Here is a 16,049-nt window from a genome sequence, read left to right on the forward strand (position 1 = left end):
AGGCACGGTCACTCCTCCTTTTTTAATACGGGAGCTGCTCCCGGCCTGTTGAAACCGCTCTCACGAATGGTTTCCCGAAATAAGGAATGCCCACATGGCACTCAGCGTTGAAGAAAAAGCTCAGATCGTAACCGACTACCAGCAAGCTGCCGGTGATACTGGTTCGCCAGAAGTGCAAGTTGCACTGCTGACCGCCAACATCAACAAGCTGCAAGGCCACTTCAAGGCCAACGGTAAAGACCACCACTCCCGTCGTGGTCTGATCCGCATGGTAAACCAGCGTCGTAAGCTGCTGGACTACCTGAAAGGTAAGGACGTTAACCGTTACAGCACCCTGATCGGTCGTCTGGGTCTGCGTCGCTAATAACGCCGCAGTTAGAGGTTGGTTGTTCGTCATGTCCCGCAGGTGTTTTTTGCCGGTGGGCTGGCGGGCTCCCAGCCTCTAGTTTTATCTGGCGTAGCGGTTGGGTCCGATTCCCACCGATACCCAAGAATTCGCAAGAAACCAGTTCCCCCAAGAGCCACAAAGAAGGTAGGAAACCGTGAACCCGGTAATCAAGAAGTTTCAATTCGGTCAGTCGACCGTCACTCTGGAGACAGGCCGAATCGCCCGTCAGGCTTCTGGTGCGGTATTGGTCACCGTTGACGATGACGTCACCGTTCTCGTGACCGTCGTTGGCGCCAAGCAAGCAGACGCGAGCAAAGGCTTCTTCCCTCTGTCCGTTCACTACCAGGAAAAGACCTACGCTGCGGGCAAGATCCCTGGTGGTTTTTTCAAGCGTGAAGGCCGCCCTTCCGAGAAGGAAACACTGACGTCGCGTCTGATCGACCGTCCGATCCGCCCACTGTTTCCCGAAGGCTTCATGAACGAAGTGCAGGTTGTCTGCACCGTCGTTTCCACCAGCAAGAAAACCGATCCGGACATCGCCTCGATGATCGGTACTTCGGCTGCACTGGCTATCTCCGGCATTCCTTTCGATGGCCCGATCGGCGCTGCACGCGTTGCATTCCACGAAAGCACCGGCTACCTGTTGAACCCAACCTACGAGCAACTGAAAGCTTCGAGCCTGGACATGGTCGTTGCTGGTACCGAAGAAGCGGTACTGATGGTTGAATCCGAAGCCAAAGAACTGACCGAAGACCAGATGCTGGGCGCTGTCCTGTTCGCCCACGACGAATTCCAGGCCGTGATCAAGGCAGTCAAGGAGCTGGCGGCCGAAGCAGCCAAGCCAACTTGGACCTGGGCTCCTCAGGCCGAGGCTACCGAACTGCTGGGCGCTATCCGCTCCGAATTCGGTGCGGCCATTTCCGAGGCCTACACCATCACCGTCAAGGCTGATCGTTACGCACGTCTGGGCGAGCTGAAGGATCAAGTCGTTGCCAAACTGGCCGTTGAAGAAGGCAGCCCGTCCGCTTCCGAAGTCAAAGCCGCTTTCGGTGAAATCGAATACCGCACCGTTCGCCAGAACATCGTTGATGGCAAGCCACGTATCGACGGTCGTGACACTCGCACCGTACGCCCGCTGAACATCGAAGTTGGCGTTCTGCCGAAGACCCACGGCTCGTCCCTGTTCACCCGTGGTGAAACTCAGGCGCTGGTCGTTGCAACCCTCGGTACTGCCCGTGACGCGCAACTGCTGGACACCCTCGAAGGCGAGAAGAAAGACCCCTTCATGCTGCACTACAACTTCCCTCCTTTCTCGGTGGGCGAGTGTGGTCGCATGGGTGGTGCGGGTCGTCGTGAAATCGGTCACGGCCGTCTGGCTCGCCGCTCGGTCCAGGCCATGCTGCCATCGGCTGACGACTTCCCGTACACCATTCGCGTGGTATCGGAAATCACTGAATCCAACGGTTCCAGCTCCATGGCGTCGGTCTGCGGTGCCTCTCTGGCACTGATGGACGCGGGCGTTCCAATGAAGGCGCCGGTTGCCGGTATCGCCATGGGTCTGGTTAAAGAAGGCGAGAAATTCGCCGTTCTGACCGACATCCTGGGTGACGAAGACCACTTGGGCGACATGGACTTCAAAGTGGCCGGTACTGCCAAAGGCGTTACCGCGCTGCAGATGGACATCAAGATCAAAGGCATCACCGAAGAGATCATGGAGATCGCTCTGGGCCAGGCCTTGGAAGCTCGCCTGAACATCCTCGGTCAGATGAACAATGTCATCGGCCAGTCGCGTTCCGAGCTGTCGGCAAACGCTCCGACCATGATTTCGATGAAAATCGACACCGACAAGATCCGTGACGTCATCGGCAAAGGCGGCGCGACCATTCGTGCCATCTGCGAAGAAACCAAGGCTTCGATCGACATCGAAGACGACGGCTCGATCAAGATCTTTGGTGAAACCAAGGAAGCGGCGGAAGCAGCGCGTCAGCGCGTTCTGGGCATCACTGCCGAGGCCGAAATCGGCAAGATCTACGTTGGTAAGGTTGAGCGCATTGTCGACTTCGGCGCATTCGTCAACATCCTGCCTGGCAAAGACGGTCTGGTACACATCTCCATGTTGAGCGACGCTCGCGTTGAGAAAGTCACCGACGTGCTGAAAGAAGGTCAGGAAGTCGAAGTGCTGGTACTGGACGTGGACAACCGCGGTCGTATCAAGCTGTCGATCAAAGACGTCGCTGCAGCCAAGGCGTCGGGCGTTTAATCGCACGCAGTCTGCGCTGTAAAGAAAAGGCCCTTCGGGGCCTTTTTTTATGGGTGCGTCGCACGCCTGTCTTTGGCCGACTTTGCTGATGGCAGCGATCTCCAGTTCGCCACCGTCGGCATGCTCAATCAACATAAATTTCCTCAACGTTATTAATGGCTTACCTCTAAAAGCCATCGTCGAACTTGCATCTTGCACGCGGAACTTTTTCATTCCGGGCAATCTGCACGATAGAGACGGATCCATTAAAACGTAACCTATTGAATTTAATGGAAAAATATTCTTTGCCCAATCTGGCACAGCGCTTGCGATATATCCGGTAACCCTGCAACCCACGAGGTGGGTGCAGATTCTGAGAAAAACAGGAGTTACTCGTATGAAGAAGTTCGCTATCGCTGCTGCTGCCACCGCTCTGACCCTGACCATGGCCAACGTAGCCATGGCTGAAACCTCCACTCAGGCGCCAATGCAGGTTGCGGCAGGTGAAGTCACCAAAGCCAAAGAAGCCACTTCCGATACCTGGATCACCACCAAGGTCAAATCCGACTTGCTGACCGAGAAGGGCATTCCAGGTTCCGACATCAAGGTTGAGACCAACAAAGGCGTGGTATCCCTGTCGTCGACCGTAGCGGTCTCCGAAACACAGAAAAAACTGGCAGTGGATATCACCAAAAAAATCAAAGGCGTTAAAGCTGTCTCGGCAGATGGCCTGAAAGCCGAGTAATTCGATTCTCAAGGACCGTAGAAACGGATGATTGACGGCCAAGGAGGCCGTTGGTCAGTCGATTCAAGGTTCATGCGAAGGCCATAAGGATGTGGCCATTACAAGCCCTGGCGCCCGCGCCGGGGCTTGTTCTATTTCTATCCGCACAATTATTCATCTTCGACACAATTGAGCACATTCGCTCAAGTTTTCCTTCTCTGGCAGCGCTAGGCTGCTTCACCATAGGCTTCTTGTGCACCCCTGACTTCTATACCAGGGTGCAATGGAAGACCGTTGTTCTCTCACATTATTATTCGGTTCTGCGCCGTCCTGGCGCGGAGGTGTTCGCAGGCACTCATCGCCTGTGACAAAACTTGCGCTGCCGTACCAATGATTCACAACAAGGCAAAACTGTCGCAATGAATACGCTTCCCGCTGCATCACCGGCAGCTTCCCGCGTCGAGGTCTCGTCCAGCATCTGGTTGCTGCGAGTCGGGGCGATGATGTTGACGGTGATCATCTTTCTGATCGACTGGCTCAGTTCGCTCGACGTGGCCATTGCCGTACTTTATGTCGCGGTTATCTTGCTGTGCGCCGACGTGTTCTCTCGTAAAAGCGTTGCAGCCGTGTCCACAGGCTGCGGCTTGCTCACGTTGATGGCGTTTCTGTTATCCCATGGCACCGAATGGCTGGTCCCGCCGTTTGCCCGTTGTCTGGTCAGCCTATGTGCCATCGCGATAACAGCGTTTCTGGCGTTGAAGAACATGGCGTCGCGGGACGCGCTTCAGGCCCAGATTCATTTGTTGCACCGCAGTGAGGCCTTTTTGGCCGGTGCTCAGCGGTTGAGCTTGACGGGCAGTATCGGTCTGAAAATGCCCAGCGCACACATGTACTGGTCTGACGAGGCGCGACGCATTTTCCAGTTCGATGAATCGCTGCAACCGACGCTCGAATACATGATGAGCCGCACGCACCCGGACGACATTGAGGACCTGAAGTCCCTCATCGAGCAGGCCTACGCTCGGCACGCGAACATGGAGGCGGAATTTCGGCTGCTGATGCCTGACGGGTCCTGCAAGTCGGTCCGAATGCTGGCTCAGCAGGTGCAGGATGCGTGCGGAGGTTGCGAGTACATCGGCGCGCTGATGGACGTTACCGCCGCGAAGAATGCGGAAGAGGCGCTTCATCGCTCGCAAAGTCAACTGGCCCACGTCACACGGGTCACCACATTGGGCGAGATGGCCGCGTCGATTGCCCATGAAGTCAACCAGCCGCTGTCTGCCGTGACCACTAACGCGGAAGCCGGGTTGCGCTGGCTGAATCGCGAGGTGCCGAATCTGGGCGAAGTTCGCAGTGCCATCGAGCGGATTAAAAGCGAAGCGCATCGGGCCAGTGAGGTCATTCGGCGTATTCGCACGCTATCGCGCAAGACCGATCCGCAGCATGTTCAGATTGATCTGCATGATGTGTTGCACGAGTCCGTCGAACTGGTTCGGCGAGAAGTGATACGCCATCGCGTGAGCCTAGTGTTGTGCCCTGTGGATGAACCTGTCTGGGTTAAAGGCGATCTGGTGCAGTTGCAGCAGGTCATCATCAATCTGCTGATCAACGCGATGCAGGCGATGTCGGGGATGCACGGCAAGGAGCGCGCACTGTCCGTGCAACTGAGCAAGGGCGAGGGTGGTGAGGTGACGCTGTGCCTTCAGGACAACGGCCCCGGCATTTCAGCGCAGAACCTGCCCAATCTGTTCAATCCGTTTTTCACCACCAAACCGGAGGGGATGGGCATGGGCCTGTCGATCTGCCGCTCGATCATTGATGCCCATGGCGGGCGTATCTGGGCCGAAAGCGAGCTGGGCCATGGCGCCAGCCTGAATTTTTCACTCCCAACCTGTGAACCGGTGTTGTCATGAGTGCCCCTGACCTGAGTCCGATGGTGTTCGTCGTTGACGACGATCCGGCCATACGCGCGGGGCTCGATAGCCTGCTGCGTTCGGTAGGAATGCGCGTTCACACTTACGCGTCGGGCGCCGAGTTTCTAAAGCATCCTTTCGAGGACGTTCCGGCGTGCCTGATTCTGGATGTGCGCCTCCAGGGCGAAAGCGGTCTCGATTTTCAGGTGCGTCTGGCAGACATGAAAGTGTCGATGCCCATCGTGTTCGTGAGTGGGCACGGCGACATCGCGATGTCAGTGAAGGCCATGAAAGCCGGCGCGCTGGATTTTCTGGTCAAGCCTTACCGCGAGCAGGATTTGCTGGATGCCGTGTCGCTGGCGCTGCAACAGGATGCCCGTCGTCGCGAGAGTGGCAAGGCATCGGCGCAATTGCAGGCCCGTTATCAGACCCTGACCGCTCGTGAGCAGGAGGTCATGGCGTACGCGGTGACCGGTTTGATGAACAAGCAGATCGCCGCCGAAATGGGGTTGAGCGAGATCACGGTGAAGATTCATCGCGGGCATGCGATGAAGAAGATGCAGGCTCGCACATTCGCGGATCTGGTGAAGATGTCGCAAACCCTCGAAGGTGTTTGAGCAGGCCTCATACCTGAGTATGAAGGGATCAGTCTGATAGCTAATCGGCATTACTGGACGGCAGTGATAATTTCTTTCCGTCGATCCTGAATGTTTCGTGCAGGCCATCGCCCATCTTTCCCGAGCCCTATCGATGACTGACTACACCGCATCCGTGACCGGGCCGCGAGCCGCCTTTGTATCGCTTCCGACGCCCTCGAAAACGAAAGCCCCCACGCTTGAATTTCATCTTTGGCTCTGGGGCGGGCTGGCGCTTGCGATCATTCTGTTGCTCGGCGCGTTGCTGGGGTTGCTGCATCAGCAGGCGCAGCGCCAGGCGATCTCCGACGTGGGGAATTTGAGCCGCATTCTGGAAGCGCGCTTGAGCAATACGCTTCGGGATGTGCAACTTGACCTGCAAAGTATTCCACTGGAAAAGGTGCTCGACGTCATCCGCGAGGTGGACGTCGGTGCCCACGGCGTCATCATGTTGCGGCGTACGGATTACGCGCAGGACGTGCTTCGAATTCCACCCGCGCCCTTTGATGGCGCGCCCCCTTCAGGCAGCGACAAGATCGGGCGTCTGCTGGCCGAGAATGTCAAGGATGGCACGCTGCTCACGCGTTCTCGTGTCGACGGCATCAAACGCTTGTACGGCTTCAGGCGCGTTGGTGATTTGCCGTTGGCGCTGGTGATCGGGCTCGCCGCAGAAGATTACCTGCTGAGCTGGAAGTACACGGTCATCGCGTCGTCGGTGGTGTGCGGCGTACTGTACCTGCTGATCGTTGGTCTGACCCTGCGCTTGCAGGCCAACCGCCTTCGGCGACAGCAGATCATGAACGAGCTGCGTGAAAGCGCGTTTCATGACGAGATGACCGGATTGCCCAATCGTCGCTATTTGCTGAATCGGGTCAATCAAGCGATCAACGATGGCGGGCAAGGGCAACGCCTTTCGCTGTTCTACATCGATGTGGATAACTTCAAAACCATCAACGATTCGCTCGGCCATGTGGCGGGCGATACGGTTCTTACGCGTCTGGCCCAACGTCTGGTGGCCCTCAAGCCGGCTGTCGACACGGTGGCGCGCCTGAGCGGCGATGAATTCCTGGTGCTGGTCAATGACGACGACCCCGTGCGTCTGGCGCAACTGATCAAAAGCATTCTGCATGTCATGCAAAAACCGCTTGAGCTGGCAGGCTACACCCTGTCCGTCTCGGCCTCGGTCGGGATCGCCGTATATCCCGCTCAGGGCCATGACTTCGGTTCACTGCTGAAGGCGGCGGACACGGCGATGGCGCAGGCCAAGCGCAACGGGCGCAACACCTGGGTGATGTACGAAGCGGCCATGGGGGCGCGGGAGCTGCGTTTTCTGCATATTCAGAGCGAGCTGCGCCTGGCCTTCGAGCAAAACGAACTGGAGGTGCATTATCAGCCGCAGATCGATTTGGGCTCGGGGGCTGTCATCGGCGCTGAAGCGCTGTTGCGTTGGACACATCCCGGGCAGGGGCCGATTGCGCCCAGTGAGTTCATCCCCGTGGCCGAGTCCAGTGGGTTGATCATCCCCATCAGTCGCTGGCTGCTGCACAAAGTGTGTCATCAGGCCGTGGCCTGGCAGGCGGCGGGGCTGGGCGAGTTGAGTGTGGCGATGAATTGCTCGGCGGTGCAGTTTCGTCAGGGCAATCTGGTGCAGGACGTCAGGCGTGCGCTCCACGAGACTGGGCTCAAGCCCCACTTGTTGGAACTGGAACTGACCGAGTCGATCCTGATCGAGCATTCCGAGCGAGTGCTCGATACGGTTCGCGGGCTGAAGGCGTTGGGCGTGCGCATGTCGATCGATGATTTCGGCACCGGCTATTCCAGCATGGCTTACCTGAAGCGCTTCGCGGTGGACAAGCTGAAGATCGATCAGTCCTTTGTCCGCGGGATGTTGAGCAATGCGCAGGACGCGGCCATCGTGCAGGCAGTCATCACCCTCGGGCATAGCTTCGACATGAAGGTCATTGCAGAAGGGGTCGAAGACTTTGCGATTCTCGATGCTCTGACGGTGCGCGGTTGTGACGAAGCGCAGGGCTACTACTACGCAAAAGCGCTGGAAACCCACGCGTTTGAAACGTTCATCCAAGAGCGTATCGAGTTCTCGTTTACGGCCGAACGCTGGGTTTGAGCGCGTTAAAAGGGGTTGTCTGAATGGTCAGGAATGACCCCGCCGGTCGTATTCATACACCCGTATAATTCTCGGCGTTAAGCGGGGCCGGTAACGTGTGGACTGTTGTTGTGCACGGCGTCGTGCATTCATTCAAGCCTGCAATTGAAGGTAATCCGCTTGTCCAGCTCCCCTCTGATCGCTGTAGTCGACGACGACAACGCGGTCCGCGCCAGTATCGACAGCCTTGTTCGCTCGCTGGGTTTTCTCGTGTGCATTTTTTCCTCGGCTGAGGCGTTCCTGGCTTCGCCTGATATGAGCCGTACCGATTGCCTCATCACCGATGTGCAAATGCCGAACATGAGTGGTGTGGAATTGCATGAACACCTCACGGCGCAAGGGATTCATATCCCCACCATTTTCATTACTGCCTTCCCCGAAGAAACAGTGCGCAAGCGCGCCATGACGGGAAGTGCGATCTGTTTCCTCGCCAAACCTTTTCAAGCCCAGGCATTGATTGATTGTCTTGAGTCGACATTGACCTGAACACGATGCCCTGGATCATGCCGATAACGCACTGTCTTGGTTCAAGTGTGGTATTCGGAGCGAGGGACATTGCACGTCTTTATCGCTTTCGCATTTAAGAACAAGCGTTTAATGACTTCTTCTGACTGATGAGTCGTTACTACTCATCCTTTAGTACCGGTACTTAATAATGGGTGTGTCGGTATTTTTCTCCGTCAGCCCGCTTAAAACCGGGCTTCTCGGCTTGCCCCGTCCGTGCAGTATCGTCCCTGACCAACAATAGACGGCCTGTTTTCACGATTTGGTTAATCTATTGACGCCAACATTCCAGCGCGTGCATTTCTTATTGAAATGTGCGGCTTAACGTGAGGATGAGCATAAATATTGCATACTGCGCAGCTCATCTCTGAATGAGTGAAGATTCGACTCACTTTGTCCGCGGATAGTTAATTGACTCTCCGGAGTTCAATGCGGTGCGAGTGTTGCAAAACAATTGATTGCACAGATATTCCGGGCGCTGCCTGAAACTCTTTTGCCGTGAGATTGAAAGCAATGCCCACGATTCCCTTGCTGATTTGCGACGACTCCAATATGGCGCGCAAACAGTTGATACGCGCCTTGCCTTCCAATTGGGGAGTGTCCGTCACGACCGCAACCAACGGGCACGAAGGCCTTGAAGCCATTCGCCAAGGGTTAGGCCAGGTGGTGTTACTGGACCTGACCATGCCTGATATGGACGGCTATCAGGCGCTGGCGGCCATACGTGCGGAAAACCTGCAAGCCAAGGTGATCGTGGTATCGGGCGACGTTCAGGACGAGGCTGTGCGACGCACGAGGGAACTGGGTGCGCTGGCCTTCCTGAAAAAACCGGCAGACCCGCTCGAATTGCAACTGACGTTGCAGCGCCTGGGTTTGTTAGGCGAACCCAGTAAGCCCGCTTTCGTCGTACCGAAAGCCGAACCCACCTCCATCAGTTTTCAGGATGCGTTCCGCGAGACGGTCAACGTGGCGATGGGGCGCGCGGCCGCCTTGCTGGCACGAGTATTGGGCGTCTTCGTGCAACTGCCGGTGCCCAACGTCAACATGCTGGAAGTTGGCGAACTGCATATGGCGCTGGCTGACGCTCAGGGCAGTGACCGGCTGACGGCAGTGTGTCAGGGCTACATCGGCGGAGGGATCGCGGGCGAAGCGTTGCTGCTGTTCCATGACTCCGAAATTGCTGACATGGCGCAGTTGATGAGAATCCGCGACAAGGATTACTCGGACATGGAAATGTTGCTGGACCTGTCGTCGATCCTCATCGGCGCGTGCCTCAGCGGAATTGCCGAGCAGATCGACATCGCGTTCTCACAAGGCCATCCGCAAGTGCTCGGTGTTCACAGCGGCATTGAAGAACTGATCCGCATCAACCAGCAGCGGTGGAAGAAAACGCTCGCAGTAGAAATCAGTTACAGCCTGGAAGGGCACAACGTCCATTTCGATTTGTTGATGTTGTTCACCGAAGACTCGGTAGAGCGGCTGTCGCGCAAACTCGCCTACCTGATGAGCTGATCCATGAACGATCGTATCGACATCAAAGAACTGCATTGGCTGCTGACTATCACGCAAAGTATCGACGTGGGCGTGGTGGTACTGGATCAGGAATATCAGGTGCAGGTGTGGAACACGTTCATGGAAAACCGCTCCGGGGTCTTGCCCTACGAAGCGGCGAATCGCTCGTTCTTCGACTTGTTTCCCGAGGTCAATCAGGACTGGCTGAAAAAGAAGATCGACAGCGTGATCACGCTTGGCACTCCGGCGTTCACCATCTGGGAACAGCGCCCGTACCTGGTGCGTTTCAAGAGCTACCAGCCGATCACCGGGCAAGAAGACTTCATGTACCAGAACACCACGATGTTCCCGTTGCGCGCGACCAACGGCGAGGTCACTCATGTGTGTCTGGTGATCTACGACGTGACCGATGTCGCGACCAACCGTCTGCAATTGCAGGCCGCCAATCGGGAGCTGCAAAAACTCTCCAGCACGGATCGACTGACCGGGCTATACAACCGTGGGCACTGGGAAGAGGCGCTGCGGCTGGAGTACGCCCGCCATGTGCGTTACAGCACCTCGGCGGCGCTGGTGATGTTCGACATCGATCACTTCAAGCGGGTTAACGATACCTACGGTCATCAGTGCGGCGATAAGGTGATTCAGCGTGTGGCCGATGTGATTCGCGAGCACATTCGCGACTCGGACCTCGCGGGTCGCTACGGCGGCGAAGAGTACGCGGTGCTGCTGCCGGACACCGACAAGTACGGCGGCGGCATGTTCGCCGAGCGCTTGCGTGTGGCGATTGAAGCGCAGGAAGTGCAGCACGAAGGCGAGACCATTCGTTTCACCATCAGTTTGGGCGTAGCCGACATGAACGCCCCTCTAAGCGACCACAAAACCCTGATCGAATGGGCCGACCAAGCGTTGTATGCGTCGAAGAAGAACGGGCGTAATCAGGTGTCATTGCACGGGGCTGGCTGAGGTCTGGCGGATGAGCACGATCCCCTGTGGGAGCGTGTTTGTTGCGCGAGACTGCGCGCAGCCCTATGACACCTCCGCGAAATCACTCAGCACATCATCCCGCAGCGCAATGAACCGCGCATCGCTGCGGTTGCGTGGGCGGGGCAGGTCGATGTCGACGATGCGCCGAATGCGTCCTGGATGGGGTTGCATCACGACCACGCGGTCGGCCAGATACACCGCTTCGTCCACGTCGTGGGTGACGTGCACCATGGTGATTTTTTCTTGCTGCCAGATGTTTTGCAGTTCCCGTTGCAGACGTGTGCGCGTCAGGGCGTCGAGGGCGCCGAACGGCTCGTCGAGCAATAACACGCTAGGGCGATTCACTAGCCCCCGGGCGATCGCCACGCGCTGAGCCATGCCGCCGGAAATCTGATGCGGGTATGAGTCGGTGAAATCTTGCAAACCCACCAGATGAATATGCTCGCGCACCGTTTCACGCTTCTGTGCAGGTGTCAGCGGGGCGTTCTTCAAGCCCACCGCGACGTTCTGCTCGACGGTCAGCCACGGAAACAAACGATGATCCTGAAACACGATGCCGCGCTCAAGGCCGGTGCCTTTGATCGGCTTTTCATCCAGCAGAATGCGTCCGTCGAATTCCTCGTCCAGACCCAGAATCAGCCGCAGCAAGGTCGACTTGCCGCACCCGCTGGCGCCGACGATGGCGACGAATTCTCCCGGTGCGATGTCGAGCTGAATGTTCTCCAGCACCTGCAATTGAGTGTCTGCGCTGGAGAAATGCTTGTTGATGTGTTCCAGACGCAGGCCATTACCTTGCTGTGCGGGAAGCGGAGGAAGCGATTGAGTGGCAGGCATGGGTTTTCCCTCTGCAAAAATTAACGGGGCGTGATGCCGTAGAGCCGTTGCAGGCGTCGCTCCAGTCGGCGCGCCAAGACGTTCAGCGCCCAGCCCACCAGACCGATGATCACCATGCCGAACAGCACCAGGTCCATCATGAAATGCTCGCTGCCATCGATCAGCGTGTTGCCGATGCCGTCGCCGGACACCAGCAGGTATTCGGCGCCGATGGTCGCCAGCCACGAGTACACCAGCGCCAAGTAGATCCCGGTGAAGATCGATGGCAGCGCAGCGGGCAGCATGACGCCGACGATGGTCTGCCAGCGGCTGAAGCCATAGACCTTGGCCACTTCCAGAAACGCGTTAGGCACATTGCGCAGGCCGTCGCAGGTATTGACCACCACCGGCACCAGTGCGGCCAGCGACAGAAACACCACTTTCGCGACGTCACCCAAACCGAACCACACCGAAATCAGGGGAATCCACGCAAACAGGGAGATCTGTTTGAAGGTGTTGAAGCTCGGTCCGACCAAGCGCTCGAACAGCCGTGAAAAGCCCAGCAGGCAACCGAGGATCAGACCCAGCACCGTACCGATGAAAAAGCCGCTCAGGTTGCGCGCCAGGCTGGATGAAATGGCTCGCCAGAACTGTTCCGAGGTCACCTGATGCCAGGCCGTGACGGCGACCTTTTGCGGCGAAACCAACAGGCCCGAGTCGCTCCAACCTTGATTCGCGGCCAGCCACCAAAGGGCAACGCCGACTATGGGCAAGACCCAGCCGCGATAGCGATGTTGGCGTGGGGCGTTGGTCAAGATTGCGCTGCTCATGCGAGCCTCCCCGGTGTCACAGGCCGACCCTTGTTGAGACGGCGCTCGATGACTTCAAAGCCGCGATCGATCAACAGCCCGACGGTGCCGACCACGACCACTGCTGCCATCACCAGATCCAGTTGAAACAGTTGGCGACCGTAGGCGATCAGGTAGCCCAGCCCCTCACTGGAGGCGAGCAATTCGACCACCACCAGCGACAGCCAGGCCTTGGTGAATCCCAGCCGCAGGCCGGTGAAGATCGGCGCGACCGCCGAGGGCAGCACGATGTCGGTAACGATCTGGCGCTGACTGAATCCATACGCCCGGCCCACTTCCAGCAAGCGTTTGGGCACCTGATGAAACGCCTGCAAGGTGCACAGCGTGACTGGCACCAGCGCCGCGTGGGCGATGAGCACGTACTTCAGCGGTTCGCCGATACCGAATAGCAGCAAGGCAAAGGGCATCCAGCCCAACACCGGGATCTGCACCAGCGCGTTGAAGGTGGGCAGCAGGTAATCTTCGATCGTTTTCGACAGCCCCATCGCCAGACCGAGAACGACCCCAAGTCCTGAGCCGATCAGAAATCCGACCAGCACCCGTTGCAGACTGGCCGAGGCGTTGAGCGACAAGTCGCCGGTGGTCACCAGATCTTGCAGCGTCTGGTAGACGTAGGCAGGCGGCGGTAGCACCTGCTCCGAGAGCCAGCCTCGTTCGGTCCCCAGATACCAGAGGCCGAGCAGGGCAATAGGCAGCAGCCAGGGCAGGGCGGCGTTCAGCGTGCGGGATTGCCAGGCTGAACGTGGAGGTTTGCTGGCAGCGACCCGGCGTGGTGCGCGGGTCGGAAAGTTAGGCAGTCGCTCGACGGGCGCCAGCGTTTTCGCGGGCGTGTGTTGTCGGTCGAGCGCAGTGGCGTTGGCTCTGGCCATGGCGTCAGCCTCCGTTGTTGACGGCTTTATCCGACGACGCCGTGGCGGTGTTCGCGCCTGCTTTGCCGTCTGCACCGTAGGCGGTCCAGTAGTTCTGCAGCCCTTTGGACTTCAGTGCGTTTTCCAGGTATTTGGTCTCGAACCAGCCGTCGATGCTGACGGGGCGACGAATCATTTTCTCGTCTCTGGCCTGATCGGCAACGGCCTGATAGCGGGCGCGCAGGAAGTCATCCACCAGTGGCGAGGCGCTGTCGCGCAGGGTGATGTGGCCGAAGTCAGCCTTGAGCGATGCCAGTGGCTCGTTGGTCTTGGCCCATTCATTCAGAACGGCGTCGCGGTTGCTTTCTTCGGATTCCCACCTGGCGGCGTCCACCAGCGTGTCGACCACTTTCTGCACGTTGGCCGAGTGTTCTTTTTCGTACTCGCCGCGAACCACCAGCGCGCATTGACGGGTGTAGCGCACGTCGTTGTTCGGGTTGTCGAAGATGATGTCGACCAGCCCCTGATCGCGCAGTTTGAACAGCTCGCGACCGCCGAACGCTGCATCGACGCCTTTGGACGCCAGCGCTGCCTGACTGCTGCCGCTGTCGAGATTGATCACCTTCAAGTCGCGTTCAGTCAGACCGTGATCGGCCAGCAGATTGATCGACACCAGATGGCCGTTGGTGCCGCGGAAGACCGCGACCTTCTTGCCTTTCAGGTCTTCAATGGTCTTGATGTCGGAGCCTTTGGGCACTGCCAGGTAGACGTTGGAGCGCACGCCGATGGCAGCCAGCAATTTGGTGTCCAGCCCGTTGGCACGGCCCACCACTTGCGGCAGATCGCCTTCGTAGGCGAAGTCCAGTTGCTTGTTGGACAGCGCCTCGTTCACCGCAGGGCCTGCGCCCTTGAAGAAGAACCACTGAATCTCTGTGCCGGTGCCTTCGAAGGCTTTTTCCAGAAGCTGCTGGTTGCGCACGATGCCCAGGGGCGAGCCGCTGAATGTCACCGGATCGCCGCCGCCCGCGCTGGCAACCCCGATGCGCAGTACGTCGGCTTCGGCCAAGGGCATCATCAGCAGCGCCGCCAGTGCGGTAGCTACGCTCGTTTTGCTGAATACAGATGTTCGCTTGGCCTTTGCCATGACGGTTCTTCCTTAAAAATGGGGTGACGAAAATCAGGCGGCCAGATGCTTTTTGTCGGCTTCTGTTCGCGGGGAGAGGGTTTCAGGTGTGGGCTTGATCGCCTGGCTGGCGCGGCCATCGACGCCTACCGGAATGTCACCGGCCACCGTGGTGCGGCGCACGATGCGCTGGGCCTGGCCGTAGTCGTTGATGGCGATGTGTTGGGTGGCTCGGTTGTCCCAGATGGCCACGTCGCCTTCGCTCCAGCGCCAGCGCACGGTGTTGTCGACCTGGGTGATGCGGTCATGGAACAGGCGGATCAATTGTTTGGAGTCGTTGCTGCTGACGCCCTGAATCTGCTTCACGAAATGGCCGAGGATCAGGCTGCGCTCGCCAGTCTCCGGGTGCACGCGGACCAGCGGATGTTCGGTTTCATAGACCTCGGCGGTGAACTGCTCGCGATAGCGTTTCACGCCCGCTTCGCCGGTGTCTTTGGGCGCCGCGTAGTCGTAGACATTGGTGTGCAGGGCGCGCAGGCTGTCGGCCAGGGTTTTCAATGGCGCAGGCAAGTCAGCGTAGGCCGCTGCGGTGTTGGCCCAGACGGTGTCCCCACCGTACGGAGGGATGACCACGCCGCGCAAGATGGAGATTTTCGGGTAGTTGGCGACGAAGGTGACGTCGGTGTGCCAGGAGTTGGCGCGGGTTTCGCGGGAGTCCAGGTTGAGGATCGCTGCGCTTTGCTCGGCGGAGCGTACGGTGGGGTGCGGCACCTGCTCACCGAAGCGGCGGGAGAAACGTTCGTGTTGCTCGTCGGTGAGGAACTGTTCGCGGAAGAACAGCACTTTGTGTTTCAGCAGCGCCTGGTGGATGAACTCGAAATCCTGTTCAGAGATGTCACCGGAAAGTTTGATGCCGCTCAACTCGGCACCGATTTTCCCTGCCACGGGGTTGATCTGAATCGCCATGTCCTGAACTCCTGTTTAGGTTGTTGTGGCTCAGATCATAAAGATATAAATCTGCGTAAAGCTAATCACCTTTTGTCATAAATATAGAAGGGGAGTTTATGCTGGTTGCTTATGAAGATAACCAAATTACATAAGGTTATTCGATAAGTTTGCCTGAAGGCTCTTGGCGTTTCTGAGTATTCCGCTGTGTGTCAGGCTTTTAGTGGGGGGGCCGACTTGCTGGCGAAATCAGTGGGTCACTTATCGGGGAATAACCTGACAGCACGCTTTCGCCAGCAAGCCGGCTCCCACAGATTCAGTGCCAAGCGCGAGATTTGGATTCAGCCCGATCTTTGTGGGAGCCGCCTTGGTGGCGAATGAGGCTGGC

The 16,049-nt window shown here is 58.0% G+C and carries 14 protein-coding genes; 9 read left to right on the forward strand and 5 right to left on the reverse strand.

Translation table 11 applies throughout. The features are described 5' to 3' along the window. The first annotated feature begins 94 nt into the window (after nt 1-94). From rpsO to ACI2KB_RS25470, 9 genes are all read left to right on the forward strand, one after another. Nucleotides 95-364 (forward strand): 30S ribosomal protein S15, encoded by a 270-nt coding sequence (gene rpsO / locus ACI2KB_RS25430; protein ID WP_404639191.1) that lies wholly within the window; start codon nt 95-97, stop codon nt 362-364. Nucleotides 365-542: 178 nt separating this feature from the next. Beyond that, a complete protein-coding gene (gene pnp / locus ACI2KB_RS25435) occupies nt 543-2,648 on the forward strand; it encodes a polyribonucleotide nucleotidyltransferase (RefSeq protein WP_404639193.1) in 2,106 nt (701 codons plus the stop codon). Nucleotides 2,649-3,024: 376 nt separating this feature from the next. Further along, nucleotides 3,025-3,372, forward strand: coding sequence for a BON domain-containing protein (locus ACI2KB_RS25440; protein WP_404639195.1), 348 nt, complete (start codon nt 3,025-3,027; stop codon nt 3,370-3,372). 398 nt (nt 3,373-3,770) lie between these two features. Next, nucleotides 3,771-5,264, forward strand: a complete 1,494-nt coding sequence (locus ACI2KB_RS25445; RefSeq protein WP_404639197.1) for a sensor histidine kinase — start codon at nt 3,771-3,773, stop codon at nt 5,262-5,264. Then, nucleotides 5,261-5,881: a response regulator transcription factor gene (locus ACI2KB_RS25450; RefSeq protein WP_404639199.1), complete on the forward strand. Its 621-nt coding sequence runs from the start codon at nt 5,261-5,263 to the stop codon at nt 5,879-5,881. Before ACI2KB_RS25445 ends, ACI2KB_RS25450 begins: the two co-directional genes overlap by 4 nt. Nucleotides 5,882-6,014: 133 nt before the next feature. Beyond that, nucleotides 6,015-8,024, forward strand: coding sequence for a putative bifunctional diguanylate cyclase/phosphodiesterase (locus tag ACI2KB_RS25455; RefSeq protein ID WP_404639201.1), 2,010 nt, complete (start codon nt 6,015-6,017; stop codon nt 8,022-8,024). 159 nt (nt 8,025-8,183) lie between these two features. Beyond that, a complete protein-coding gene (locus ACI2KB_RS25460) occupies nt 8,184-8,549 on the forward strand; it encodes a response regulator transcription factor (protein WP_404639203.1) in 366 nt (121 codons plus the stop codon). A gap of 531 nt (nt 8,550-9,080) precedes the next feature. Then, complete coding sequence (locus ACI2KB_RS25465) at nt 9,081-10,079, forward strand: response regulator (protein WP_404639205.1); 999 nt, start codon at nt 9,081-9,083, stop codon at nt 10,077-10,079. Nucleotides 10,080-10,082: 3 nt separating this feature from the next. Beyond that, nucleotides 10,083-11,042: a diguanylate cyclase gene (locus tag ACI2KB_RS25470; protein WP_404639207.1), complete on the forward strand. Its 960-nt coding sequence runs from the start codon at nt 10,083-10,085 to the stop codon at nt 11,040-11,042. Between the two features lie 63 nt (nt 11,043-11,105). Here the strand turns inward: ACI2KB_RS25470 and ACI2KB_RS25475 are convergent, their stop codons facing one another. From ACI2KB_RS25475 to ACI2KB_RS25495, 5 genes are read right to left on the reverse strand one after another with little or no spacing between them, the layout of a single operon-like run. Further along, nucleotides 11,106-11,897 carry an ABC transporter ATP-binding protein gene (locus ACI2KB_RS25475; protein ID WP_404639209.1) on the reverse strand — a complete coding sequence of 264 codons (792 nt, stop codon included), beginning with the start codon at nt 11,895-11,897 and terminating at the stop codon, nt 11,106-11,108. 20 nt (nt 11,898-11,917) lie between these two features. Continuing rightward, on the reverse strand, nt 11,918-12,706 hold the full coding sequence (locus tag ACI2KB_RS25480; protein WP_404639211.1) for an ABC transporter permease: 789 nt from the start codon (nt 12,704-12,706) through the stop codon (nt 11,918-11,920). Then, nucleotides 12,703-13,614, reverse strand: a complete 912-nt coding sequence (locus ACI2KB_RS25485; RefSeq protein ID WP_404639213.1) for an ABC transporter permease — start codon at nt 13,612-13,614, stop codon at nt 12,703-12,705. Before ACI2KB_RS25485 ends, ACI2KB_RS25480 begins: the two co-directional genes overlap by 4 nt. Nucleotides 13,615-13,618: 4 nt before the next feature. Then, on the reverse strand, nt 13,619-14,737 hold the full coding sequence (locus ACI2KB_RS25490; RefSeq protein ID WP_404639215.1) for an ABC transporter substrate-binding protein: 1,119 nt from the start codon (nt 14,735-14,737) through the stop codon (nt 13,619-13,621). A 33-nt stretch (nt 14,738-14,770) separates the two neighbouring features. Beyond that, on the reverse strand, nt 14,771-15,682 hold the full coding sequence (locus ACI2KB_RS25495; protein ID WP_404639217.1) for a TauD/TfdA dioxygenase family protein: 912 nt from the start codon (nt 15,680-15,682) through the stop codon (nt 14,771-14,773). Between the last annotated feature and the right edge of the window lie 367 nt (nt 15,683-16,049).

The organism is Pseudomonas sp. NPDC088444 (assembly GCF_044900175.1).
In the GTDB taxonomy this organism is placed as follows: Bacteria; Pseudomonadota; Gammaproteobacteria; order Pseudomonadales; family Pseudomonadaceae; genus Aquipseudomonas.

What these genes read in the sequence shown, in the direction of transcription:
- ACI2KB_RS25455 (WP_404639201.1), top strand. Translation starts at nt 6,015, where the DNA reads ATGACTGACTACACCGCATCCGTGACCGGGCCGCGAGCCGCCTTTGTA.
- ACI2KB_RS25485 (WP_404639213.1), bottom strand. Translation starts at nt 13,614, where the DNA reads ATGGCCAGAGCCAACGCCACTGCGCTCGACCGACAACACACGCCCGCG.
- ACI2KB_RS25480 (WP_404639211.1), bottom strand. Translation starts at nt 12,706, where the DNA reads ATGAGCAGCGCAATCTTGACCAACGCCCCACGCCAACATCGCTATCGC.
- ACI2KB_RS25465 (WP_404639205.1), top strand. Translation starts at nt 9,081, where the DNA reads ATGCCCACGATTCCCTTGCTGATTTGCGACGACTCCAATATGGCGCGC.
- rpsO (WP_404639191.1), top strand. Translation starts at nt 95, where the DNA reads ATGGCACTCAGCGTTGAAGAAAAAGCTCAGATCGTAACCGACTACCAG.
- ACI2KB_RS25440 (WP_404639195.1), top strand. Translation starts at nt 3,025, where the DNA reads ATGAAGAAGTTCGCTATCGCTGCTGCTGCCACCGCTCTGACCCTGACC.
- ACI2KB_RS25475 (WP_404639209.1), bottom strand. Translation starts at nt 11,897, where the DNA reads ATGCCTGCCACTCAATCGCTTCCTCCGCTTCCCGCACAGCAAGGTAAT.
- ACI2KB_RS25495 (WP_404639217.1), bottom strand. Translation starts at nt 15,682, where the DNA reads ATGGCGATTCAGATCAACCCCGTGGCAGGGAAAATCGGTGCCGAGTTG.
- ACI2KB_RS25450 (WP_404639199.1), top strand. Translation starts at nt 5,261, where the DNA reads ATGAGTGCCCCTGACCTGAGTCCGATGGTGTTCGTCGTTGACGACGAT.
- ACI2KB_RS25490 (WP_404639215.1), bottom strand. Translation starts at nt 14,737, where the DNA reads ATGGCAAAGGCCAAGCGAACATCTGTATTCAGCAAAACGAGCGTAGCT.
- ACI2KB_RS25445 (WP_404639197.1), top strand. Translation starts at nt 3,771, where the DNA reads ATGAATACGCTTCCCGCTGCATCACCGGCAGCTTCCCGCGTCGAGGTC.
- ACI2KB_RS25470 (WP_404639207.1), top strand. Translation starts at nt 10,083, where the DNA reads ATGAACGATCGTATCGACATCAAAGAACTGCATTGGCTGCTGACTATC.